This is a genomic window from Streptomyces sp. NBC_00234, from assembly GCF_036195325.1.
Classification (GTDB): Bacteria; Actinomycetota; Actinomycetes; order Streptomycetales; family Streptomycetaceae; genus Streptomyces.
Genome location: NZ_CP108101.1, coordinates 1,022,923 through 1,046,482, shown reverse-complemented (window position 1 = coordinate 1,046,482; position 23,560 = coordinate 1,022,923). Strand labels below are relative to the sequence as shown.

Annotated in this window: 19 protein-coding genes; 14 read left to right on the top strand and 5 right to left on the bottom strand. The window is 71.3% G+C overall.

All coding sequences use genetic code 11. The features are described 5' to 3' along the window. Positions 1 to 44: 44 nt before the first annotated feature. Entirely contained in the window at positions 45 to 950 is a 906-nt protein-coding gene (locus OG230_RS04310; protein ID WP_328908783.1) for a helix-turn-helix transcriptional regulator, read from the bottom strand. A 204-nt stretch (positions 951 to 1,154) separates the two neighbouring features. Between OG230_RS04310 and OG230_RS04305 the strand changes: the two genes are divergently transcribed. From OG230_RS04305 to OG230_RS04275, 7 genes are all read left to right on the top strand, one after another. Next, on the top strand, positions 1,155 to 1,715 hold the full coding sequence (locus tag OG230_RS04305) for a quercetin 2,3-dioxygenase (protein ID WP_328911302.1): 561 nt from the start codon (positions 1,155 to 1,157) through the stop codon (positions 1,713 to 1,715). A gap of 8 nt (positions 1,716 to 1,723) precedes the next feature. Further along, positions 1,724 to 1,870, top strand: a complete 147-nt coding sequence (locus OG230_RS04300; RefSeq protein ID WP_328908782.1) for a DUF1427 family protein — start codon at positions 1,724 to 1,726, stop codon at positions 1,868 to 1,870. After that, positions 1,867 to 2,097 carry a DUF1427 family protein gene (locus OG230_RS04295; RefSeq protein WP_328908781.1) on the top strand — a complete coding sequence of 77 codons (231 nt, stop codon included), beginning with the start codon at positions 1,867 to 1,869 and terminating at the stop codon, positions 2,095 to 2,097. Before OG230_RS04300 ends, OG230_RS04295 begins: the two co-directional genes overlap by 4 nt. A 10-nt stretch (positions 2,098 to 2,107) precedes the next feature. Further along, positions 2,108 to 3,094 carry an amidohydrolase family protein gene (locus tag OG230_RS04290; protein WP_328908780.1) on the top strand — a complete coding sequence of 329 codons (987 nt, stop codon included), beginning with the start codon at positions 2,108 to 2,110 and terminating at the stop codon, positions 3,092 to 3,094. Next, entirely contained in the window at positions 3,091 to 4,002 is a 912-nt protein-coding gene (locus OG230_RS04285; protein WP_328908779.1) for an alpha/beta hydrolase, read from the top strand. The genes OG230_RS04290 and OG230_RS04285 overlap by 4 nt, the downstream gene beginning before the upstream one ends. A gap of 236 nt (positions 4,003 to 4,238) precedes the next feature. Continuing rightward, positions 4,239 to 6,482, top strand: a complete 2,244-nt coding sequence (locus OG230_RS04280) for a protein kinase domain-containing protein (RefSeq protein WP_328908778.1) — start codon at positions 4,239 to 4,241, stop codon at positions 6,480 to 6,482. Between the two features lie 324 nt (positions 6,483 to 6,806). Then, a complete protein-coding gene (locus tag OG230_RS04275) occupies positions 6,807 to 9,176 on the top strand; it encodes a SpoIIE family protein phosphatase (protein ID WP_328908777.1) in 2,370 nt (789 codons plus the stop codon). Between the two features lie 22 nt (positions 9,177 to 9,198). On the opposite strand, the gene OG230_RS04270 is transcribed toward OG230_RS04275, so the two are convergent. The 4 genes from OG230_RS04270 to OG230_RS04255 form a co-directional block, all read right to left on the bottom strand. Beyond that, complete coding sequence (locus OG230_RS04270) at positions 9,199 to 10,425, bottom strand: PP2C family protein-serine/threonine phosphatase (protein ID WP_328911301.1); 1,227 nt, start codon at positions 10,423 to 10,425, stop codon at positions 9,199 to 9,201. A 205-nt stretch (positions 10,426 to 10,630) separates the two neighbouring features. Then, a complete protein-coding gene (locus tag OG230_RS04265) occupies positions 10,631 to 12,193 on the bottom strand; it encodes a mucoidy inhibitor MuiA family protein (protein WP_328908776.1) in 1,563 nt (520 codons plus the stop codon). 8 nt (positions 12,194 to 12,201) lie between these two features. Further along, positions 12,202 to 14,304 carry a DUF4139 domain-containing protein gene (locus tag OG230_RS04260; protein WP_328908775.1) on the bottom strand — a complete coding sequence of 701 codons (2,103 nt, stop codon included), beginning with the start codon at positions 14,302 to 14,304 and terminating at the stop codon, positions 12,202 to 12,204. Positions 14,305 to 14,441: 137 nt separating this feature from the next. Further along, positions 14,442 to 15,455, bottom strand: coding sequence for a hydroxyacid dehydrogenase (locus OG230_RS04255; RefSeq protein WP_328908774.1), 1,014 nt, complete (start codon positions 15,453 to 15,455; stop codon positions 14,442 to 14,444). 494 nt (positions 15,456 to 15,949) lie between these two features. Here OG230_RS04255 and OG230_RS04250 point away from each other — a divergent pair, with 494 nt between their 5' ends. The 7 genes from OG230_RS04250 to OG230_RS04220 all read left to right on the top strand — a co-directional run bounded on the left by OG230_RS04250 (position 15,950) and on the right by OG230_RS04220 (position 23,537). Then, the gene (locus OG230_RS04250; RefSeq protein WP_328908773.1) at positions 15,950 to 17,278 is read left to right on the top strand and encodes a sugar ABC transporter substrate-binding protein; all 1,329 of its coding nucleotides are present in this window, start codon (positions 15,950 to 15,952) and stop codon (positions 17,276 to 17,278) included. Further along, positions 17,275 to 18,246, top strand: coding sequence for a carbohydrate ABC transporter permease (locus tag OG230_RS04245; RefSeq protein ID WP_328908772.1), 972 nt, complete (start codon positions 17,275 to 17,277; stop codon positions 18,244 to 18,246). The genes OG230_RS04250 and OG230_RS04245 overlap by 4 nt, the downstream gene beginning before the upstream one ends. Next, on the top strand, positions 18,243 to 19,109 hold the full coding sequence (locus OG230_RS04240) for a carbohydrate ABC transporter permease (RefSeq protein ID WP_328908771.1): 867 nt from the start codon (positions 18,243 to 18,245) through the stop codon (positions 19,107 to 19,109). The genes OG230_RS04245 and OG230_RS04240 overlap by 4 nt, the downstream gene beginning before the upstream one ends. Positions 19,110 to 19,199: 90 nt before the next feature. After that, positions 19,200 to 20,546 carry an alpha-L-fucosidase gene (locus tag OG230_RS04235; RefSeq protein WP_443051492.1) on the top strand — a complete coding sequence of 449 codons (1,347 nt, stop codon included), beginning with the start codon at positions 19,200 to 19,202 and terminating at the stop codon, positions 20,544 to 20,546. A gap of 44 nt (positions 20,547 to 20,590) precedes the next feature. Continuing rightward, the gene (locus tag OG230_RS04230; protein WP_328908770.1) at positions 20,591 to 22,033 is read left to right on the top strand and encodes a polysaccharide lyase 6 family protein; all 1,443 of its coding nucleotides are present in this window, start codon (positions 20,591 to 20,593) and stop codon (positions 22,031 to 22,033) included. Beyond that, positions 22,030 to 22,821 carry a sugar phosphate isomerase/epimerase family protein gene (locus OG230_RS04225; protein ID WP_328908769.1) on the top strand — a complete coding sequence of 264 codons (792 nt, stop codon included), beginning with the start codon at positions 22,030 to 22,032 and terminating at the stop codon, positions 22,819 to 22,821. Before OG230_RS04230 ends, OG230_RS04225 begins: the two co-directional genes overlap by 4 nt. Positions 22,822 to 22,865: 44 nt before the next feature. Continuing rightward, the gene (locus OG230_RS04220; protein WP_328908768.1) at positions 22,866 to 23,537 is read left to right on the top strand and encodes an SGNH/GDSL hydrolase family protein; all 672 of its coding nucleotides are present in this window, start codon (positions 22,866 to 22,868) and stop codon (positions 23,535 to 23,537) included. The last annotated feature ends 23 nt before the right edge of the window (positions 23,538 to 23,560 follow it).

Genomic DNA, 23,560 nt, shown 5'->3' with positions numbered 1-23,560 from the left:
CCATGTCATCCGTCCTGAGGGTCGGAACGACGTCGTCCCCCACCTCAGCCCTTGGCCAGAGCCCGGAACTCGGTCGGCGTCATGCCGGTGTGCTGACGGAAGAAGGCGCTGAAGACGGTCGGGTAGGCGAAACCGATCCGATTGCTGATGGCGGCCGGCGGCAGCGAGCTGTGGATGAGCAGGCGCTTGGCCTCTAGCAGTACCCGGTCGTCGACGTAGCGCTTGGCGCCGCAGCCGAGGGCCGCCTGGGTGGCGCGGGTGAGAGTGCGCGAGCTGTAACCGAGCTGGGCGGCGTAGTCCTCGACCCGGTGGGTGCGGCCGAAGCCCTCCTCGACGGCCTGGCAGAACAGGTGGAAGGGCGCATTGCCACCGGAACGGGCGTGCCGTCGCGGATCGCCGAGGTGGACGAGCCGGATGAGGATCACCGAGAGCAGGTCGGCCAGCGTCTCGACGTACGCCTCCAGCGGCAGGCCGGACAGATCGTCGTGCTCCTCCACCAGCGCGTCCAGGAGGCGGAGCAGGGCCGCCTGGCGCGCGGGGCCCGGGGTGATGCGGCGGTTCGGCAGGTGCTCGCCGTCCCGGACGAAGGCGTAGGCCGCGGTGCTGGGGAAGCCCGTCGGGAAGACCAGCACGGTGGCATCGCCGTCCCCCGGTCCGTCCGCCAACTGCAGGACCTGCCCGGGCCACACCCACAGCCAGTCGCCGGCGCCCAGCGTGTACGACGTGAAGTCCACCGAGCACTCCAGCTGCCCGCCGTGCATGGCGACGATCAGGTGGAACGCCGGACGCGCGGGTTCGGTGACGGGAATCCCGCGCTCGACCGCACGGGCGGTGAGCCCGGGAAGGTCGAGGATCTCCAGACCCGGTGGTCTTCCGGGGCTCGGGCGGTAGGACACGACAGGGATCCCGGCCGCACCGCCTCCGGCCGCGATCTGTCCGTTTTTCTTCATCGCCTGCCCGACTCTACGCCGAGCAGCTCCTTTCGCCGGCCCTAGCGTGGCTGAAGAGCGCCTCACCGCACGACGAGACGCCAAGGTTCCGGCTCCGTCGTGCCGACCTCGAGGCACGCGGCGTCCGTCGGCCGCCTTCTCTTCACCGTACCCAGCCACCCGCTGCGCGCCGCCCTCTGCCGTCCGCAGTCAGGAAGGACCACGATGACCATCGAGTTCGCCACCCGATACCGCGAGCGCTCACACATTCCGCCCGAGCCGGGGAAGCCGTACTTCATCGAGAAGGGCATGGGCGACCGCGCTCATCTCTTCACCGACATGTTCACCGTCTACGCCGGCGGCGAGCAGACGGAGAACACCTTCAACTTCTTCACCTGCGAGGGACCCAAGGGCGACGTCATCCCCGCCCACTCCCACCCGGACACCTACGAGGTCTTCTACATCACCGACGGCGCGGTGCGCCTGTTCGTCGAGGACCTGGAGGGTGGGCAGCACGAGAAGGTCCTCACCTCGGGCGACTTCGGCTTCGTGCCGAAGAACTGCCCGCACGCCTATCGCATCGAACGCCACCACAGCCGCATCGTCGGCGTCGCCGCCGGTCCGGGCGGAACCTTCGAGCGGTTCTTCGAGAACCTCGGCACCCCCACGGAGGAACACGGCCTGCCGCAGCGGCCGTTCATCCCCGAACCGCAGAAGTTCGGAACGGTGCCTCAGCAGTACGACGTGAACTTCCTGCCCGACCACAAGTGGCGCACGGGAAGCTGAGAATCCCCGTGCCGTACGTCAAAGCCTTGCTCGCCGGCGTTCTGGTCGGCGTGCTGTACGCGGCGGTGCGGGTCACGTCACCCGCACCGCCCCCGATCGCCCTGGTCGGCCTGCTGGGCATGTTGCTGGGCCAGATGGCACTGGAGGCCGGATGAAGGCCCCCGGCATCACCCGCCCCCTCCTTCGGCAAGCAGCGCTCGCCTTCACCGCCGGGCTGCTCATGGGGGCCGTGTACTGGGCGCTGGACCTGACCTCGCCCGCCCCACCCCTCATCGGCCTGACCGGGCTGGCCGGCATCGTGCTCGGCGAACGTGCCGCCACCGCTCTCCGCAACCGCCTGACCCGCCGCCGCACCACCCCTTCGCCGTCCGTCCCAGAGTAAGGAACCGCCCATGTCCGCCGGCGCCCCCGGGTACCTCGACGTCCACGCCCACTTCGTCACCGACTCCTACGTCCGTCAGGCGCGCGAGGCCGGGCACGAACTCCCCGACGGGGTGCCCGCCTGGCCCCGCTGGTCAGCCGCCGCGCACGTGGAACTGATGGACCGTTGTGGAATCGCCACCTCGGTGCTGTCGATCTCCTCCCCGGGCATCCACTTCGGCGACGATGCCGCTGCCCGCCGCCTGGCACGGGAGGTCAACGAGGACGGGGCCGACACCGTACGCGAACACCCCGGCCGCTTCGGCCTGTTCGCCTCCCTTCCCCTGCCGGACGTCGACGGAGCCCTGGCGGAGATCGCTCATGCCTTCGACACTCTGGGTGCCGACGGCGTGGTCCTGGAAACCAACACCCACGGCACCTATCTCGGCAACCCGGACCTCGAACCCGTCTGGGCCGAACTCGACCGGCGCGGCGCGGTCGTCTTCCTCCACCCGACCTCCCCCGTGTGCTGGGAGCAGTCCGCCCTCGGCCGTCCCCGCCCGATGGTCGAGTTCATCTTCGACACCGCCCGCACCGTCACCGACCTGCTCATGGCCGGCACTCTCGAGCGGTACGGCAACGTCACCGTGATCGTCCCGCACTGCGGTGGCGCCCTGCCGGTGCTGGCCGACCGCATCGAAGGGTTCATGAAGATGTTCATGCCCGCCGGCACCGAGTCGCCCGGCGCCGTCGAACAACTGGGCCGCCTCTACTACGACGTGGCAGGCCCCGCCCTGCCCCGCCAACTCCCGGCCCTGCAGGGCCTTGTGGGCAACGACCGGCTCCTGTACGGCAGCGACCACTGCTGGACCCCCGCCGCCGGTGTGGAGGCCCACATCGCGAGCCTGGACGCCGCTCCCGCCCCGGAGGGCTCCGCCGACTGGCGGACGCTGACCACCGCCAACGCCCACCGCATCCTGCCCGCACGGCGCGCTGAAACGACGGGACCGGCACGGTGACCGGCACCGCTCCCTTCCCGTTCCATCTGCTGGCCCCGCCCGATCCGGCCGTCCTGCCGCTGCCGCACCCGGCCCACCCCGCCGACGGCGTCCGGTTGCTGCGCGGCGCCGTCTACGCCGTCCCCGAAGGCAGCCGCCCGCTCACCGCCGACCTGTGGCTGCCCGAGACCGCGCCCGGCCCCGTGCCGGTCGTCGTCTTCGTCCACGGCGGCGCCTGGCGCACAGGACTGCGCGACGACCTCGGCCCCCGCTTCCGGTCCGGTGAGCCCGGCCCCTTCGCCCGGCTGGCCCAGGCCGGGTTCGCCGTCGTCTGCCCCGACTACCGCCTCAGCGGCGAGGCCCCCCACCCCGCCCAGACAGAGGACCTGACCGCCCTGGTGACCTGGCTGCGCACCCGCGCGGCCGACCTCGGTCTCGATGCCACCCGTACCGTCCTGTGGGGCGAGTCCGCCGGCGGACACCTCGCCGCACTGAGCGCGCTCACCCTGCCGCCCGGAACCGTCGCCGGCTGTGTCACCTGGTACGCCCCCACGGACCTGCCCGCACTCGCCGAGGATCGGCCGGCGGGCACGTACGACGCCCACGACCCGTCCACCTTCGAGGCCCTGCTGCTCGGAGGCGCCCCGGCGGACCGGCCCGAGGCCGCCCGCGACGCCAGCCCCGTCACACACGTCGGCCCGCATGCGCCGCCCTTCCTGATCCTGCACGGCACGGACGACGCCCTGATCCCCGTCCGGCAGTCCGTCCGCCTTGCCCAGGCCCTCCGAGAGGCCGGTCATCAACCCGACCTCCGTCTGGTCACCGGCGGCAACCACCTGTGGGTAGGCATCTCCGACGAGGGCGTCGAGGAGTGCTACACCCGCACGCTCGACTTCGCCCGCCGCTGCACCCGCACACGCGGAGCGTAGGGTCACGCCCGCAGCGGGAGTCCGGCGTCCCGGCGGCCTGCGCCACGGGCAGGTGCGGCTGAGCTTCCTCGGGCAGTCGGCCGTCAGCGAGGGTGATCTCCCCAAGGGAGGGACACCGAGCTCCCTGTTCGTCACCCGCGTTGCTCTGCCGTACTGCCCTGCGGCTAGTTTGTGTGCAGGACAGATACGCAGGCCCGTGGTGGCAGACGTGCACGGGGAACGGGAGGACGGGAAGAGTGTCGCTGCGCGGAGGCGATCCAGTCGAGATCGGCGGTTATCCGCTCGAGGCGCGGCTCGGCTCGGGTGGCATGGGCACGGTCTTCCTGGCCCGTACGAGCTCGGGACGACCTGTCGCGATCAAACTGATCCACCAGCAGTTCGCGGGGGACGACGAGTTCCGCACCCGTTTCCGGCAGGAGGTGGCGGCGGCGAGGCGGGTGAGCGGTGCGTTCACCGCCGCCGTGGTCGACGCGGCCCCTGAGGCCGAGCAGCCGTGGATGGCGACGACCTATATCGAGGGGCACACGCTCGCCCAGCACATCGCCACGAAGGGCCCGCTGGACGGAGCGGAGCTGAGGAGGCTCGCCATCGGGCTGGCGGAGGCGCTGCGCGACATCCACCGGGTGGGCGTCGTCCACCGTGACCTGAAGCCCTCGAACGTCGTCCTCTCGCCCGAGGGCCCGCGCGTCATCGACTTCGGCATCTCGCGCGCCGTGGACCAGCAGACACTGACGATGACCGGGCGGGTCATCGGTACGCCGCCCTTCATGTCGCCGGAGCAGTTGCAGGCGCCGCGTGGTGTGGGGCCGCGGTCCGATGTCTTCTCGCTGGGGACGCTGCTGGTGTACTCGGCGACGGGTCACGGTCCCTTCGACGCGGACAGCCCGTACATGACGGCATATCAGGTGGTGCACGAGGAGCCGACGCTGGATGCCGTGCCGGCGGCCTTGCGCGCGGTCGTCGAGTTGTGCCTGGACAAGGAGCCCGAGGGGCGCCCCTCGGCGGACGAACTCCTCGTGCTGCTGCGGGACCTGCCGGCCGATCTCGGGGGGACCGACGCGAACGGGGGCGGCGCGGGCCGCACCCGCGACATGATCACCCAGCATCACCTCGTGACGCCGGCTACTCCTGCGCCGACTGCTCCGTCCACCGCCCCGGCAGGTCCCGATACAGGGAGCACCGGCACTCCCATTGGGCGCCGTCTGCGTCGCCGGTGGCGTCCTGTGCTCGCGGCGGCGGTCGCGGTCGCAGCGATCGGCGGGGGAGTCGCCGCGCTGCAGGCGGGCGGCTTCGGGGGGAACAGCGACGGCGACAGGAAGAACAGCGTGGCGGCGCCGGGAGCCGTCCTTCCGGACGGCTTCGAGCCGTGGCGCACGACCGTGCCGGGCGGCCGCGAGGACATCCCCGACGAGCTGCGTTGCGTCGCGCGCGGCGACGCGCTGTTCTGCGGGGGCGGCGGTGTTGTGGCCGCCCGCATCAGCGCCTTGGACGGCTCGCGGGTGTGGACGGCGAAGAGCCCGGGCGTCCCCGTCCAGGGCATGCACCTGGTGGGCGCCACCGACGACACGGTGCTCGGTTACCGCTTCGCCGCCCAGGACGCCCCGCAGGACCCTTCCAGCGAGGTGGTGGCCATCGACGCGAACAACGGCCGGGAGCTGTGGTCCGTACCGTCCGGCGCCCAGTCGACGGCCGTCACGGGCCGGACCCAGGACGCCGTCGTGGTCGGCTCCGCCGTCGTGACGGTCGATGCTTCCAACTCCCGCTTCGAGGCCCGGGACGCCCACAGCGGTGAGGTCACCTGGAGGACCTCTTTCCCCGCGGGCACGCAGTGCGCTCCCGTCCCGGCGGGGCCACAGGTCCTGGCGATGTGCGCTACGGACGCGGAGCTGGATGCCCTGGAGGTGCGCCACCCCACCCTGCACACGGTCGATCTCGCCTCGGGGACGCTGGGCACGCCCATCGCGGTAGACGGCCCCGCCGTGCCGATGGGCTTCGCCGACGGCAGGCTCGTACTCCTTCAGGAACACATGGAGGGAGCGGCGTTGGCCGGGTACGACGGAGTGGCGCGGGTCGACCCGGCCTCGCGGAAGGTCACGTACTCCCGACTGGCCGAGACGTACGCGGGGACGCCCGGCATGGCGGACGGCGCCGTCTACGTGAGCGGGCAGACCGGTCTCGTCACGGCGCTCGACCCCGCGACCGGCCGGAAGAAGTGGTCGCGGCAGACGAGCGTGGAGGGCGCATCGGGTCCCGCGGCGGGAGCCGGCGCGCTGTACTTCAGCTCGGCCACCGGCCGGGTGGTCGCGCTGGCGCCGGACGACGGCAAGCCCCTGTGGACAACAGACCCGCAGGCCGATGGTCTGACGGGCGAGCAGGGCGCAAGCCCGCGCGTGACCGTTGCGGGGCGTACGGTGATCGTGGCCGCGGCGAAGAACACGCTGTTCGCCTTCGACGCGCAGAAGCCGCCGAAGTCGGGCTGACCCCGGCGGCACCGTCCGCCGGCCGTCCGGCGCCGACAACCGGAGCTGCACTGCCTACGGCACCGGGACCCGCGTCCGCGGGCCCGCCGCCGGGCGGTGCGGGGGCCCTTGCCCGCGTCTCCGGCCGAAAGGCGGACGGGGACGGGCTGCGGAACAATGGCGGTGGAGAGCCGGCAGGGGCTGCGCGCGCACGGTCCCGGTAGAGATGCCGAAACGCAGGGGCCGTAGCTGGTGTGACCGCAGCCCGGGAGTGATCGACGAGTGAGCGGAAGCGAGCAGACTCCAGGCCCAGGCTCGGGCCCCGGGCGGCCGGAGGACACCGCGGTGCTCGTGGTCGACCAGGACGGGACGATCCGGGGGTGCACGGCCGACGCCGTGGCGCTGATCGGGGTTCCTGCGGAGGAGCTGCGCGGCACGAGGGCCGACGACCTCTTCGCTGAGCCGGGTGTCTGGCAGAAGTTGCGCGAGCGCGCTCCGGACCCTTCCTTCACCTCCGTGCAAGCCAGGCTTCGGCGCAGGTGCCCGGAGCCGCTGGCCGTACGTCTGGACCTGCTGCCGGTGGAAGCCTCGCCACGGCCGGCCTTCCTCATGCGGATCATGCCGGCGGCCGTCGCCGATCGGCGGGACGAGGACGAGGCACTGCTGCGGGCCATGTTCACCCAGAGCGGGATCGGCATCGCCATTCATGACACGGACCTCCGCGTGACCAGAACGAATCCCGCGCCCGGCGATCCCGACCCGGTGCTTTCGCAGCTTTCGGGAGGTCGGCTGGGGCAGAGCCTGCAAACTCTGCTCGTACCCGAGGACGGTGCGCGTATCGAAGGCGGCCTGCGCCAGGTCGCCGAAACCGGTGAGGCGCTCATCGACTTCGTGAGCAGCGCCCGGCTCGCCGTAAGCCCCCACCGTGAGCGGAGCGTGTCGATCTCGGCGATGCCGCTCCGGGGCAGGGACGGGACGTTGCGCGGTGTCGCCGTCACGTTCACCGACGTGACGGAGCAGGAGCGCTCGCGCCGGCACTCGGCCCTGGTAGCGGCGGCGTCCGCCCGCCTCGGCCAGTCCCTGGACGTGCGGCGCAACGCCGAGGTACTGACCGACCTGCTCGTCCCCGAGTTCGCGGATCTCGCCGCGGTGGACGTGACGGAGACGGTCCTGGTGGGAAAGGAACCAGGCGATCTGCTGACCGGCGCGACGCTGCTGCGTGTCGCGGCGGTCGCGCGGGACGGTCACTGGCCCGCCGGGCTGTATCCCCTCGACTCGGTCGTCCGGGTCCAGGGCGCGGAGGGTGACCTGCTCCGGGCGGGCACCGCGCGTTTCGACCGCGACGTCTCCGAGCTCAGGGCGCGGATCGGAGACGACGAGAGGCGCAAGCGGCTGCTGCAGGCCCCGGGCGCCACGTCGTTCATGGTCGTGCCCCTGCACGCCAGAGGCCGGGTGCTCGGCGCGGTCGCGCTCTGGCGCACGGCGGAACGGGCGCCGTTCGACGAGGAGGCCGCCGCGCTCGCCTCGGACATCGGTTCCCGGGCGGGCCTGGCGATCGACAATGCCCGCCGCTACACCCGGGAGCGCCGTATGGCCGAGGCGCTGCAGCGCAGCCTCCTCCCCCAGCCCGTGGTGGCGGTGACCGCGGCGGACACAGCAGGCTTCTACGTAGCGGGTCGCACGGCGGCGGGTACGGGCGGGAGTTGGTTCGACGTCATCATCCTGTCCTCCACCCAGGTGGCGCTCGTGGTCGGCACCGTCGTCGGTCACGGGCTGAACGCCTCCGCTGCCATGGGGTGCCTCCAGACCGCCGTACGTACTCTCGCCGACCTCGACCCCGCCCCCGACGAACTGCTCACCCACCTCGACGACCTGGTCGTACGGCTCGCCGAACAGCAACTGCCGGAGGCGAGGGACGGCTCCGTGCGCGGCGCCACCTGCCTGTACGCGGTGTACGACCCCGTCAGCGGCCGGTGCTCGATGGCGAGCGCCGGGCATCCGGCCCCGCTGCTGGCACCCGCGGACGGTGGCGCCGCCGGCACGGTGGAGCTCCCCGTGGGAGCTGCCCTGGGGCTCGGAGGCGCTCCGTTCGAACCCATCGAGCTGGACATCGCACCCGGAGACGTCCTCGCCCTTCTGGCCGGGTCACTCGCCAAGGACGGCGCGCGTGATGTCGTCGTCGAGCAGCTCGGGACCGGGGCGCCGCCCAGCGGACGGCGTCCGCTTCCGGTGCAGGACCTGGGGCAGGCCGTCCTCGCTCCCTTCCTCGGCGAGCCGCCGGACGACGACGCCGCACTGCTGGTGGCGCGCGTATGGGCTTCGACCGAAGGAGCGGTGGCCTCGTGGGAGTTCCCCGCGGACGTGGAGCGGGTCGCGGATGCCCGGGCCGAGGCGGCCGGCCAGCTGACCCGGTGGGGACTCGACGAACTCGTGTTCACCACCGAACTGATCGTCAGTGAACTGGTCACCAACGCCATGCGCTACGCCGGTGGTCCGGTGCTGCTTCGTCTCATCAAGGACCGACGACTGATCTGCGAGGTGTCCGACCCGAGCCAGACGCAGCCGCATCTGCGCAGGGCCCGCCTCACCGATGAGGGTGGCCGCGGGCTGTTCCTGGTCGCCCAGCTCACCCACCGCTGGGGCAGCCGTTATACCGCCTCCGGCAAGACCATCTGGACGGAGCAGCTCCTCGAGGACCCGGAGGAGCGGTCATGACGGGGACGACCTTCCGGGCCTCTCATGGTCTGCTTGCCGATTCGTAGTCGCCATACGCTGCGCGAGCGCCTCGCGGAGGGAACCCTTCGGCACCGTGCCAGTCCAGGATGACGACAGTGGCGTCGTCCTTGAGGTTGCCCCGGCAGGCATCCAGGACCGCTGTGGTCAGGGCGCGAACGGCCTCCCTGGGATGCGAGGCTCGGGTGTCGCCCACGAGAGAGGCCAGATCGACCGCTGCGGCACCGCGATCCTGCATGCCGTCGGTGAGCAGGACCAAGCGGTCGCCGGGGAGCAACTGAAGCTCCTGGAGCTGGTAGGAGGTGGGCGCTGCGACGCCGAACGGCAGGTTCACGGCGAGCTGGACCTCCTCGGCCTCGGCAGCACCGTCCCTCAGGCGCAGAGGCCAGGGATGTCCCGCGTTGACCAGTTCGCAGGTGCCCGTTTCGAGATGGATGCACAGCAGTTGTCCGGTGGCCAGCCCGCGGCTGTTGCTCAGCAGCGCCTCGTGAGCGCTCTGGGCCTGATGCAGCGCGTCGCCTCCCGTGCGGCGGGCGCCGCGCAGGGCAGCGGTGACCAACGTGGCCAGCAGGGCGGATTCGGTGTCGTGACCCATGGCATCGGTGATGGACAGGTACAGCGTGTCCTGATCGAGGGTGTAGTCATAGGTGTCGCCGCCTATGTCGTCGGCCGGGACGAGACCTGCGGCGAGGGTGAACTGGGGAGCCTCGCAGCAGGAGGCCGAAGGGAGCAGCTGATGCTGGATCTCGGCGGCCAGGCTGGTCCGAGTGGTGCGCCGGCCGGCGTGGTACAGGTCGGTGAAGCGGCGGTCCGTGACGATGATGTAGGCCAGCGCGTGGGCTGCGTCGCTGATCTGTCCGAGCACCGCGTCGTCGGCGTACTGCAGTGTCACTTCCAGCACACCGATGCAGTCGCCACGATTGCTCACCGGCGAGATCACGCGCTGTCCGCCCTGACCGTCCGGCTCCACGTACTGGCGCTGGCTGCGGAGCACCGTGTCGTACACGCTGCCTTGCAGATCGATACGCTCCGCAGCGTCCGTTATGTCACCCTCGGCGGGCGCGGTCAGGCGCAGCAGCCGCTGCCCCATGAGATCGACGAACAGGAACGACACACACTCTGCCCCGAAGCGCTTGCGCAGATCGTGCGCGATCACACCGACCGACTCCCCGGGCGGCGCGGACTCCGCGGCGGCCAGAAGCTCGCCGAGTTCCAGATCTCTGCCATCCATGGCAACCTCCCATCGTCTGTCGCCACTTATTCCCCGGGTTTCGCCAAACTCACCCGGTACGTCCGGCACCCGGTCTTTCCCTCGGCCCGAGGCGATGGCCGGCATCAACGCGGGTACGCGGCCTCGATGAAGGTCTTTCCGGTGGGGAAGTTCCGGTACGGGGTGTGCGTGCCCGAACCGTGCCCGATCCTGCCCACCGGCGGCCTCAGAGGCCGGTGACCTTGGCGCTCGCCGACAGCGCGTACACCAGGGTGACCGTACGGCGGCTGCCGGGTGGGAGGGTGACGTTCCAGCGGGCGATGCCGTCGGCGTCGACCGCGTCGGGCGCCGGGGAACATGCGTCCTCGTGCAGGCGGATCTCCACCGCCGAGACCTCGGAGACAGGGATTCGCTCCCGTACGACGACCACCCGCGCGTCGTGTTCCCCAGGTGCGGAGAACCGGGACAGGTGCAGCCGGACCGTGCGGGTGACCACCGTCCGCTGGGTGATACCCGCAAAGGTGCGGGACTCCTCGGCATGCCGGACCACTCCCGAGTCGTCACAGCCGCCGAAGGCCAGCTCGACGGGGGCGCCGGGGGCCGTGAAGTCCAGTGTGCCGCGGCCGATGAATCCGCTGTCGCGGACCAGGTCCACGGGCCCGGCGAGCAGCGCGTGGCCGGACACGTTGTCGAAGCGCACCACCTGGGTGACCAGGGGTGACAACTCCGGTGAGCAGGCGTACTCACTGGGTGCGGCGGTGGTGAACGCGGAGAGCGGTACGCGGTGGGCGCGGCCGTCGCCGGGCACCGAGACCGGCGCGGGGGAGTTCAGCACCCGCGCCTCGCCCCCGTCGTCCACCCCCGGAAGGCCGAGCACCGGGGCAGGGCCGAGGGTGCTGATGGCCTCCTCGCGCAGCTCGACGTCGACCGTGCGGCGTTCCGCCGGGGAGCGGTCCTCGAGCGTCAGCCGGTCCTCGCCCAGCCGTGGTGGTTCGGTGGCCAGCGACGAGCGGGCCGTCGACAGCGTCAGCCGTACGTCCGACCAGTCCTCACCGGTGCGCTGCCAGACCATCGCCTCGGTCTCCAGCGTCAGCGATTCGCCGTCGAGCACGGCCCGGTAGGCGGGCCGCCACAGCGCGCACGGGGTGAGGTGGCTCAGACGCAGGCCGACCGGCCCGGCGACCGCGGCCTCCACGGTCAGCTCGACATGGCCGACCAGCTCGGCGGGCTCCTCCTCGGAGAGATGCATGGCCTCCTGGGCCTTGCCGAGTTCGACAGCGAGAGCGTCCAGTTGGGCTTCCACAGCGCGGAGTTGCTCGCCGTGCTCGTCGCGTTCGTCGTCGACCCGGTCCAGTTCGCGGGCCCAGCGGGGACGGTCGGGCTCCCCGGAGCCTGCGCCTTCGCCGATCTCCCGCAGCAGATCGGCGGCGAGCCGGCCGAGCAGTCCGAGGCGGGCCCGCAGCCGGTCGCGTCGCTGCTCCAGTGCCACCTGCTCCTCTTCGAGGGCGTGTACGCGGTGGCGCAGGGCGGAGTCGTCCTCGGGCGAGGCCATCGGCCCGCGCGGCGTCCAGCTGCGGACGATCCGTACGTCGAGCACGCTCGCGAGGTGATCGGCGGTCAGCTCGGCGTGGAGCGTCCGGTCGACGGCCAGCGCACTGACCGGCCCGAGACGCAGCCGCTGGACCCCGGCCTCCAGATCGAGCACGACGGCGCGCTCGATGTGGGCGCGATCCTCTAGGCAGGTGACGGCGGTGACGGGGAGGGCGATCGGCTTCGGGGTGGTGGACATGGCGTGTGTCAGCTCCTGCGGTTGCCGTCGACCAGAGCCTTGCCGGCCGGGATGCGGATCTCGTAGCCGCCGTCGAAGGCGGCCGTGGCACCTGCGGGCAGGTCCGTTCGCCAGACGCGGGTGCCCGGTGCGTGCCGATCGGGCCCCGTGCCTTCCTCGGGTGCCGTCCAGTCCGCCCGTTCCTCGATCCGGACGTCCGGATCGGAGGTGACCGGTACCCGCTCGCGGACTTCCACGGTGACGGGCCTCGCGAGCCGGCTGGCCAGCTCCACGTGGACGCGGTGGTCGAGCACGGTGGTGGTGTTGCGCAGGCCCGAGGTCGACTCGTGCAGGTGCGTACGGCGGGTGACCCGGATGCCCTCGGCCGGCCCGAGCCCCATCCGCCGGACACCGCCGGGGGCGAGCGTGGGCAGTGCGGCCGTCAGCAGGAAGTCGTCGTCGACGGTGACCTCCACCGGGCCCGCCGGCAGCGCCTGGTCGACGGTGTTGGAGAGCACCAGCGTCGAATACACGGTCTGCTCCACGGACGGCACACAGAGGTACTCGGTACGCAGGCCGACCGGGATCTCGCAGACGGTGACGGTGTGCCAGGTCCCGTCCGACGGGATGTCGGCGCGGGCGGTGGCATCGAAGCGCTGGTCGAAGGAACCCGCCGACTCACGGGGCCGCACGGCCTGTCCGGGCAGCGGCAGCGAGGCCACCGTCTCGGCGCGGCGGCGGTGCTCGGCCGCCACCGGGTCGAAGGGAGAGCCGGGAAACAGCCGGCCCCTGCGGCCGTCCTGCTCGTCCGGGCCGCACAGGACAAGGGCCGCGTAGTCGAGCTCCGCGCCGCTCGGCTGCGGCGGACCGGCCGCAGGTGCCGGAGAAGAGGGCGGCGCAGCCGATCCGGGAGCCGCGGGCGGCACGGCGGCGCGGGCACCCGCGAAGGACGGGGCGCCGGTACGCGGCATGCTGCCCGGCCGCGACCCGATCGGCGGTGCGAGGGCGGGCATCCCGGCACCGACGACCTCCGGGAAACCGCCGGATACGCCGCCGGGCGCCGGGCCCGTGGCCGGCGGAGCGCCGTAGCTCTGCGGTGCGGGCGGGGGAGGCGGCGGTGGTGGAACGGGACCGGACGCGTAGCCGCCCGCGGTGCCTCCGGCCAGGGCGCCGGTCCGGAGGGACGCGGCTGCGGCGGTCGGGGCCGGGCGGGGGCCTGCCGCGTCGTACCCGGAGAACAGGTCGACGAGCCCGGCCGGGGGTTCGCGCCAGCCGGACGGCGCGGGGGCGGGCTGACTGCGCCCGATCCGGATCGAGCGCAGGCGCGGCAGGTCGGTGCGGCGCCGAAGGTCTGCCGTGGCCAGCCCCACGCGTACGCCGGTCCAGTCCTCGCCGGTCCGCTGGGCGACCGAGGCGCGCAGCACCAGACGTCCGCTGCCGTCGCCCTGACGGTAGGCGAGACGGTAGGCCGGAACCCAGACGGCGCCCGGCACCCCGTACTGCAGCTCCACCTCCACCTCCGCCTCACCGGTTCCGTCGAGGGTCAGGACCGCGCAGACCGTGGTCTCCACGTGCGCTGACGGTGCGTCGGTGGAGGCGCGGGCGAGCCTGTCGACGGCGATGGTGAGCTCGTGGTCGACGGTGCGCAGTTCCTCTTCCGTCGCGAGGAGGCGGGTGTGCAGTCCCGCCAGGCGCTCGTCGACGAAGTCGGCAAGCTCCAGCCACGCGTCGACCGGGGTGCGGCGGTGCGATTCCTCGCGCCTGCGGGCGGGCGCGACCGGGTGGAGAGCCCTGATCTCCTCGATCAGGCCCAGCTGTCGGTCCCGGCGCTCTTGCGCCGCCTCGCACGCGTCGGTCAGCCGGTCGACCTCGCGCCGCAGCGCATCGGGCGCTTCCCTGCCGAGCGGCTCGGCCCCGATCTCCACGCGGGCCTCGGTGACGCGCACTCCGGGAGAGTCCAGGACCCGGGCCCGCAGGGAGAGCGGGTCGAGGGAGCGGGGCAGCCCCGTCACCCGTACCCGGCCGTCGGGCGACACGCTGCCCCGGGCCAGGCGTCGGCAGACCGCGCCCCGCGCGTACACCACGACCGAATCGAGGGTCGAATCCCACCTCTGCGCCGGCTCAGCCGTCATCCGTTCCGCCCCCCACCGTCGCCATCTGAGCGAAGACTACGCCCGGGTGGCCTGCGCCGAGGAGGAGGTCAATGTTCAGGCGGAGGCCGCACGGCACCTGCTGAAGAAGGACCCGGCCCGGGCCGCTCCCCGCAGCGTCAGGCCAGGGACGCGGCGTGAGCGGGATCGATGGCGTGCAGGAGGGGCCGGCCGTCCAGGAGGCGTCCTAGTTCGTCGAGGACGAGGTGCCCGAGCCGGTTGCGTTCGGCGCCGAGCGCGCCGCCGAGGTGGGGTGTCAGGAGGACGTTGGGGAGGGTGAAGAGCGGTGAGCCGGGGTCCGGGGGCTCCGGGTGCGTGACATCGAGTACGGCGGTGAGGTCGGGCCTGGCCTGCATGACCTCCGCCAGTGCCTCCTCGTCGACGAGCGCGCCCCGGGCCGTGTTGATCAGCGTCGCGCCCGGCATCAGGGAGTTCAGCAGGAGCGCTCCGACCGAGCCGCGGGTCTCGGGCAGGAGCGGTGCGTGGAGGCTGACGACGTGGCAGTCGGCGAACAGTTCCTCGATGCCGACGAGTCGTACGCCCAGCTCCTGTGCGGTGTCGGCAGGGGTGAGGGGGTCCGTCGCGAGGACCTCGACGTCGAAGCGGCTGAGGTGCGCCGCGAGGAGTCGGCCGATGTGGCCGAGGCCCAGCAGACCCACGCGTGAGCGGTAGGCGCCCGGGACCCTGGGGTCCTGCTGCGGGTAGCGGCGACCGGCGGTCACCTCGCGGCCGATGCGGTGGACCTGCTTCAGTCCGAGGAGTATTTGCGCGAGGGCGAACTCCGCCACCGGGGTGGCGTTCGCCGCCGCGGCGGAGACGATCGGGATGCCGCGCTCCCAGAACGCGGGCGTGGTCAGGTGTCGTACGGAGCCCGCCGCGACGAACACGGCGCGCAGCCCGGGGGCCCGGGACAGGAAGGCGGCGTCGAGAACCGGAGCACCCCAGCCGGTGAACAGGATCTCCGTGCGACGCAGTTCCTCGGGACGGTCGTCGAGGTGCTGGCGGGTGAGGGGCGGGCCCTGCCGGTCCACGAGCAGATCGATGCCGGCCAGCACCTCGGGCGGATAGACGTCCGCCCTCCGTTCCTCCTCCATGACCAGGAGGGCTGTCGGTCTGGGTGCCGTCTCGTCCATGGCGATGACGCTCCTCGGCTACTGCGCTGACGTTGTGTCAGCGATTCGGCCCGCGGCCCGGCGGCCGGTCGGGTGTGTGTGGACGTGTCCGACTGTGTGTCGAAGGTTGGCGCGGCCTGTTCGATATTTCGGCCAGTCCGCTCAAACGTGACGATACATCGGATGATTGAAGTGGCTTCAAGGGGTGCGGAGTTACGGGTGTCCTGGTGGCCCTGCGAGGGGTCGGCATCGTACGTGATCGAAGTGAATCCGGCTGGTGCACTGCCCTGTACAGCCAGAATTCGGGGTCAGAGGGTGGGGTGTCGTGATCTCCGGCCCGGTCCGGCGGCGGTGGCCGGGGGAGTGGTGTACGGGGAGGTGTACGGCCGGTCCGGCATGAGGCGTCGCCAGAATTTTGTATTCATCGGAGTATTGACGCGGGATTTGATGCCCCATTAGCGTCCCCGGCAAGCGCTTACCAGAGGCCGCTGTGATGCAGTGAAACGGGAGTTGTGATGCAGAGATCGCGGTGGGTCGGAGCGGGTTTCCTCGCTTCGACACTGATCCTCACCAGCTGTACATCGGGTCCCGCGGGGGCGGACGTCGAGCAGAACGCGAAGGCGCCCCTGGAGCTCTGGACCAGGACGACACCGGGTGGACCGGGGGAGAAGGGCACGCTCGCACTCGCCGCGGCCTTCGAGAAGTCCACCGGCTACAAGGTCAAAGTCACCGCCATCTTCGACGACTTCGAGACCAAGCTGCAGCAGCGGGCGGCACAGAAGAACCTCCCCGACATCGTCATGAACGACGTGACGCAGCTCGGCGCCATGCACAGTCAGGGCCTGCTCCGGGAGATAGACCTCGGCAAGATCAAGAACACCGGAGAGCTCATCGACCAGGGCCTCTCATCCGGAAAGAGCCTGGACGGCAAGCAGTTCGGCCTGCCGTACTCGGCGCAGGCCACCGCCCTGCTCATCCGCAAGGACTGGCGCGAGAAGCTGAAGCTCGAAGTCCCGACGAACTGGGACGAGTTCACCGCGATGGCCGAGGCGTTCACCACCAAGGACCCCGACGGCGACGGGAAGAAGAACACCTCGGGCCTGGCCGCGCCGCTGTCGACCAAGCGGGGATACGCCTCCTGGTACTTCTCCAACTTCCTCTGGGCCGCGGGCGGGGACTTCATCACCGAGACCGGGAAAGGCACGTACAAGCCCGCGATGACCACGAAGGAATCGGTGAAGGCCGTCCAGTGGTTCCGCGACCTCGGCTGCACCTCCAAGGCCATCCAGCCCGGCGCCGTCACCATGGACACCCCGCCCACGAACGAGACGTTCGAGTCGGGACGGACCGGCATGTTCGCCGTCGGCCCGTACCTGCTGCCCCGCTTCGACGAGGTCCTGGGCAAGGACAAGTACGAGGTCGTCCCGATGCCCAAGGGACCGAAGGACGCGACCGTGCTCGCCGAGGGCGGCTCCGTCTATCTCATGGCGGGTTCCGAGAACCAGGCCGGCCAGGACGCCTTCGCCGGCTATGCCATCTCCGCCGAGGGGCAGCGGACCGGAATGACGGGCGAGACGGGCTTCACCGTGCAACTGCCCGTCAACAAGACGGTCGACATCTCCACGATCCGCACGGACCCGCGCTGGCAGACCTACGCCGAGATCTACGGCTCCGCCGGACGGTACGCCCCCTCGATCCCGAACTGGACCGCCGTGCGGCAGACCACGGCGGAGACCATCAACGCACTGCTGGCCGACTGCGAACTGGACACCGGCACCGAGCTGCGTGATCTCGACAAGCAGCTCGGCGACATCCTCAAGGAACAGGGAATCGCCGCGTCATGAGCCTCGACCAGGTGAAACGCGCCCCGCTGCGCGGGGGGCGGGTCACCGGCCCAACGGGGCGCCCGGCCCCCGGGACCGCCGCGGGCCGCCCCAGGCACAGCCGCCGGGCGGGCCGTTGGTGGACGCCCTGGCTGTTCCTGGCCCCGGCCCTGCTCCTCTTCCTGTACTTCAAGTTCATCCCGATGGCCAACGCGCTGACGATGTCCTTCCAGGAAGTCCAGCCCTACCTCGGGAACCGGTGGGTCGGCACCGAGAACTACTCCACCGTGCTCGGCTCCGAAGGATTCCGTGAGGCCGTCTGGCACACGGTCGTCCTCGCCGTCGGGCAGACGGCGGGCTCCATGCTCCTCGGCCTGGTGCTCGCCCTCCTGATGGAGGGGCAGGGCCGCCGGCTCGGGTTCGTGCGCTCCGCGGCGTTCCTGCCGGTCGTGGTACCGATCGCCGTCGTCGCCGAGCTGTGGCGGATCATGTACCACCCGACCGAGGACGGCATGCTCAACTCCCTCCTCGGCCTGGTGGGGATGGGACCCTCCGGGTTCATCAACCACCCCGACACCTCGATCACGTCCATCATGGTCACGGGCATCTGGCGAGGCGCACCGTACGACATGATGATCTTCCTCGCCGGGCTCGCGAGCGTGGACCGCGGCCTGTACGAGGCCGCGAAGGTCGACGGCGCCTCCAGGATGCAGCGCGTGTGGCACGTGACGGTGCCCGGCCTGCGGTCGGTGTTCACCATCCTGTTCATCCTCGCCGCGATACGCGGACTGCGCGTGTTCACCGAGGTGTTCCTGCTCACCAACGGTGGTCCCGACGGCTCTACCGAGGTCGTGATGACCCTGATCTACAAGCTCGGGCTGGAGCAGAACCGGCTCGGGGTCGGCGCGGCGGGAGCAGTTCTGCTGTTCATCGCGACGCTGATCCTGACGGTCGTCGTCCACCTGGTGCGACGGAGGGAGAGCAAGTGAACACGCCGAACGAGACCGCGCTGGGCCTGACCGAGGCCAGGAGCCCGGGCGGGCGGATACTGAAGGCCGCCACGTACGTCCTGGTCCTCATCGTCTTCGCCGGTCCGCTGCTCGCCCTGCTGGTCAGCGCCTTCAGCAGGGTCAAGGACCCGACCCAGCTGAGCGTCATCCCCTCGGGCGTCACCCTGGACAACTTCCGGATCGCCTTCGACCAGGGCGTCCTGGCGTACCTGCTGAACTCCTTCTTCGTGGTCGGCGGCGGGCTGCTGCTCCAGGTGGCCGTCTCCGTCCTGGCCGGCTACGCGCTGGCCAGGAAGGTCTTCCCCGGAATGACCGTCGCCCTCGTGGCGATCCTGGCGACGCTGATGCTGCCCGAGGAGATCCTGGCCCTGCCGCTGTCACTGATCCTCGCCGACCTGCCGGTCGTCCACTTCAACCTCATCGGCACCCTCGCCGGGATGATCGTCCCGCTGGGCGCCTGGGGCTTCTCCATCCTGGTGATGACCGAGTTCATGAAGGACGTGCCCCGGGAACTCGAAGAGGCCGCCCGCATCGACGGCGCCGGCGATCTGCGCATCTTCGCCCAGATCATTCTGCCGATGTGCAAGCCGGCGCTGGGCGTCATCGGGGTGTTCGGCTTCACGATGATCTGGGACCAGTACCTGCTGCCCCTCCTCGTCGCCACCGACTCCTCCTCCTACACGCTCCCGCTGGCGCTGCGCACGCTGCGGATCGATCCCGACGTCACTCCCGGAGTGGTGATGGCGGCTTCCCTGCTGGCCCTGCTCCCCTCCGTGGTCGTCTTCCTGTTCTTCCAGCGCTCCTTCGTCCACGGCCTGTCCTCCGGCGCCCTGAAGGGCTGACCCGGCAAGCAGTCCGCCACCCGCCCCGTACCCCCCAGCACCGACCCCGCCGCCGTGCCACCATCCGACGAACCCAAGGAGCGACCCCCCGTGACCTCGACCGCTGACACCCGATCGGCGTCCCCGTCCGTGCCCGCCGACGCACCGGCTCCGGCCACTGCTCCGGACACGACGTGGTTCACCACCGACCGGTTCGGCATGTTCGTCCACTGGGGCCTGTACTCCCTCGCCGCCCGGCACGAGTGGGTCAAGAACCGGGAGAAGCAGTCCGACGAGCAGTACCAGGTCTACTTCGACCACTTCGACCCCGACCGTTACGACCCGGTCCGGTGGGCGAGGGCGGCCAAGGCGGCCGGCATGCGGTACGTCGTGCTGACCACCAAGCACCACGACGGCTTCTGCCTGTGGGACAGCGCCCTCACCGACTACAAGGTCACCAACACCCCGTACGGCCGCGACCTCGTCGAGCCGTTCGTCCGGGCCTGCCGCGCCGAGGGGCTCAAGGTCGGCTTCTACTACTCGCTGATCGACTGGCACCACCCCTCCTTCCCGGTCGACGGCACCCACCCGCAGCGCGACGACGAGGAGTTCAAAGCCGCGGCGGCCGACCGTGACATCCGCGACTACCAGCAGTATCTGCACGGTCAGGTCCGCGAGTTGCTCACCGGCTTCGGACCCGTCGACTACCTGTTCTTCGACTTCTCCTACGCCGGACGCCACTGGTGGGGCGGCAAGGGCCCCGACGACTGGGACTCGGCCGGGCTCCTGGAGATGATCCGCGAGCTCCAGCCGCACGTCCTCGTCAACGACCGGACCGGCCTGGCCGGCGACTTCGTCACTCCCGAGCAGTACCAGCCCTCCGGTCCGATGACCAGGAACGGCCGGCCCGTGGTGTGGGAGGCGTGCCAGACCCTCAACGGCAGCTGGGGCTACGACCGCGACAACCTCGACCACAAGAGCGCCGACCTGCTGGTCCGCATGCTCGTCGACGGTGTGTCCAAGGGCGGCAACCTGCTGCTCAACGTCGGCCCCACCGGCCGCGGCGACCTCGACCCGCGGGCCGTCGCCGTCCTCGGTGAACTGGCCCGGTGGACGGACCTGCACGAGCGGTCGGTCCGCGGCTGCGGCCCGTCCGCGTACACCGCCCCCTCCGACTGCCGCTACACCCAGCGCGGCGACCGGCTCTACGTCCACCTGTTCTCCTGGCCGCTGCGCCATCTCCACCTGCCGGGACTGGCCGGCCGGGTGCGCTACGCCCAGCTCCTGAACGACGCGTCCGAGATCACCCGGATCGAGATCGCCCCCGGAGAGCCCGCGCTCAACACCGAGATGGGCGGACAGCCCGCGGGCACGCTCACGCTCCAACTCCCCGTCCAGCGCCCCGACACACTCGTGCCCGTCATCGAGCTCTTTCTGGACACCCCGGCCGGCGGCTGACACCGCGTCCGCGCCGCACGACCACCCACTTCACCGGAGGCATCATGCAACGCCGCACGTTCCTCACCGGCACCGTCCTCGGAGCGGCCCTCGCCGCCGTCCCCCTCGGCACCCTGCACACGGCGAACGCCGCGTCGTCCCGCCGGGCCGCAACGGCCACGGTCAGCTCCCTGAGCGACCTTCAGAACGCGATCGACAACGCGGTGCCGGGAGCCCGGATCGTCCTGGCCGACGGCACCTACACCGTCCCGTCCGGCAGTTCCATCGACGTCACCGGCAAGAACGGCACGCCGGCCGCACCCATCACGATCGTCTCCGCGTCCCGCGGAGGCGCGGTGCTCAAGGGCGAGCGCAGCTTCGTCTTCAGCGGATCCAGCAACATCACGGTCAGCGGCTTCGGCTTCCGGCAGAGCACCACCCTGGAACTGCCCGCGGACTGCTCGAACATCCGGCTGACCCGCAACGACTTCCAGCTCGCCGACATCGAGGGCCTGCACTGGGTGATGGTGCGCGCGGACGGCAGCAAGGTCGACCGCAACCACTTCCACGGCAAGACCACGCTCGGCATCTTCCTCGGAGTGGAGGGCGGGGGCACCTCGTCCATGGCGCAGAACGTGCACATCCTCAGGAACCACTTCTCCGACCACACCTTCGCCGGCGCCAACGGCGGGGAGCCGATCCGTCTCGGCGTCAGCCCCCGGGCGCTGTCGAGCGCCCACGCGGTCGTGGAGTACAACCTGTTCGAGCGCTGCGACGGAGACCCCGAAGCCATCTCGGTGAAGTCCTCGGACAACACCGTCCGTTACAACACCATCCGCGACAGCCTCGGCGGCATCGTCCTGCGCCACGGCAACCGCACCAGGGTGGAGAGCAACTACGTGCTCGGCGGCAAGGAGGGACTGCGCCTGTACGGCAACGACCATCTGATCGCCAACAACTATGTGGCCGGTCTCTCCGGACGGGCCATGGTGATCGGCAGCGGCAGCACCCGCGACCACAACTCGGGTGAGACGGCCGACGAGCGCCGCGGCAACGATGCCTGCGACCGGGCGGTGATCGTGCACAACACCCTGTTCGGCAACGCGGAGACGCTCTCGGGCGAGACCCGCGTCTACGAGCCCCAGAACGTCGTCGTCGCCGACAACGTGCTGGTCGCCGACACGGGAAGCCTGGTCGCGATGGGGGCCACCACCGGCTTCACCTGGCAGAGCAACATCCTGTGGGGTGCCGCGACCGTCGGCAACATCCCCTCCGGGGGCTACACCCTGGTCGACCCGGCCCTGCAGCCGGAGTCCGACGGGGTGTCCCGGCTGTCGGCGGGCAGCCCGGCGATCGGCGCCGCGACGTGGGGGAGCCCGGGCGTGACCGACGACGTCGACGGCCACCCGCGCGGCACCACCCGGGACATCGGTGCCGACGAGTACGCGACGGCGGCGCCGCTCCGCCGTCCCCTCACGACGGCGGACGTGGGTCCGAACGCGTCGTGACGCCTTCCCCGACCGCGCCCCGGCTCGGGCTGTGCTCCGTCACCTTCCGGCACCTCCCCGCCGCGGACGTCGCACGCCGGGCCGCGGAAGCGGGCCTCGAACTGGTCGAGTGGGGAGCGGACGTGCACGCGCCTCCGCACGAACCGGACACGGTCCGCGCGGTCCGCGACGCCACCGACCGGCACGGACTCGTCTGCTGCTCGTACGGCTCGTACTTCCGTGCCGCTCCGGGCGAACTGGCGGGGTTCCCGGCGCTCGCCCGTACCGCGGTGCTCCTCGGAGCACCGCGGATGCGGGTCTGGGCCGGTGACGCCGGATCGGGGGAGGCTTCGCCGGCCGAGCGGCGGGGAGTCGTGGCGGGTCTGCGGGAGGCGTCCCGGATCGCGGCCGACCACGGCCTCGAACTCGGCCTGGAGTTCCACGCGAAGACCCTGACGGACACCGTCGCATCGACCCTCCGGCTGCTGGACGAGGTGGGCGCGCCCCAGCTCCGCACGTACTGGCAGCCGCCCCAGGACGCTCCCGACGACACGGCGCTCGCCGGGCTCTCCGCACTCGGGGACCGGGTCTGCGCGGTACACGTCTTCTCATGGTGGCCGGGCAATCACCGACTGCCGCTCGCCGCGCGCGAGGACCTGTGGGCGGGGGTCTTCGACGTTCTGCGCGAGCAGCGACTGCGACCCGACGCGCTCCTGGAGTTCGTGCCCGGCGCCGACCCCGCCGTACTGGCACGCGAGGCCGGGACCCTGCGGGACGCGGTGACCCGCAGGCCGAGACGCGCGCGGTGACCCCAGGGGCCAGGACGACCGACACGCTCAACAAGGAGGCAGGCATGCACTTCACGGCAGACGACACACTCCTGTTCATCGGTGACTCCATCACCGACGCGGGCCGCGACCGTACGGACCCTGCCTCGCTCGGCAACGGTTACGTCCGTGAGATCGCGCGCGTGCTGCGGGCCGGAGCGGGCACCGGCCCGGGCCCCACGGTCATCAACAAGGGCGTGAGCGGCCATCGGGTGTACGACCTCGAATCCCGTTGGGCCACCGACGTCATCGAGCAGCGGCCCACCGTCGTCACGGTCAAGATCGGAATCAACGACACCTGGCGGCGCTACGACCGCGGGCTCGTCAGCCCGGTCGACGAGTTCGAGTCGAGCCTCGACGGCCTGCTCGCGTACACCCGGCGCAAGCTCACCGCCCGGCTGGTCGTCATCACGCCCTTCCTGCTTCCGGTCACCTCGGACCAGGAGGGCTGGTACGAGGACCTGGCGCCCCGCACCGACGCGGTCCTGCGCGCGGCGCGCGCCAACCGGGCGCAGGTGGTCCGCGCGGACCTGTTCATGCCCCGCGCCGCCGCGGAGAGCGGGGCGGCGGCACTGGCCCCGGACGGGGTCCACCCGAGTCCGTCCGGCCACGAACTGATCGCCGGCGCCTGGCTCGCCGAGGCCGGCTCCGTGCCCGGACGTACGGCTCCGCGCGCTCCGCTTCCCGGGGCGCCCTGACGTCGGATACGTCGCGCCGAGGC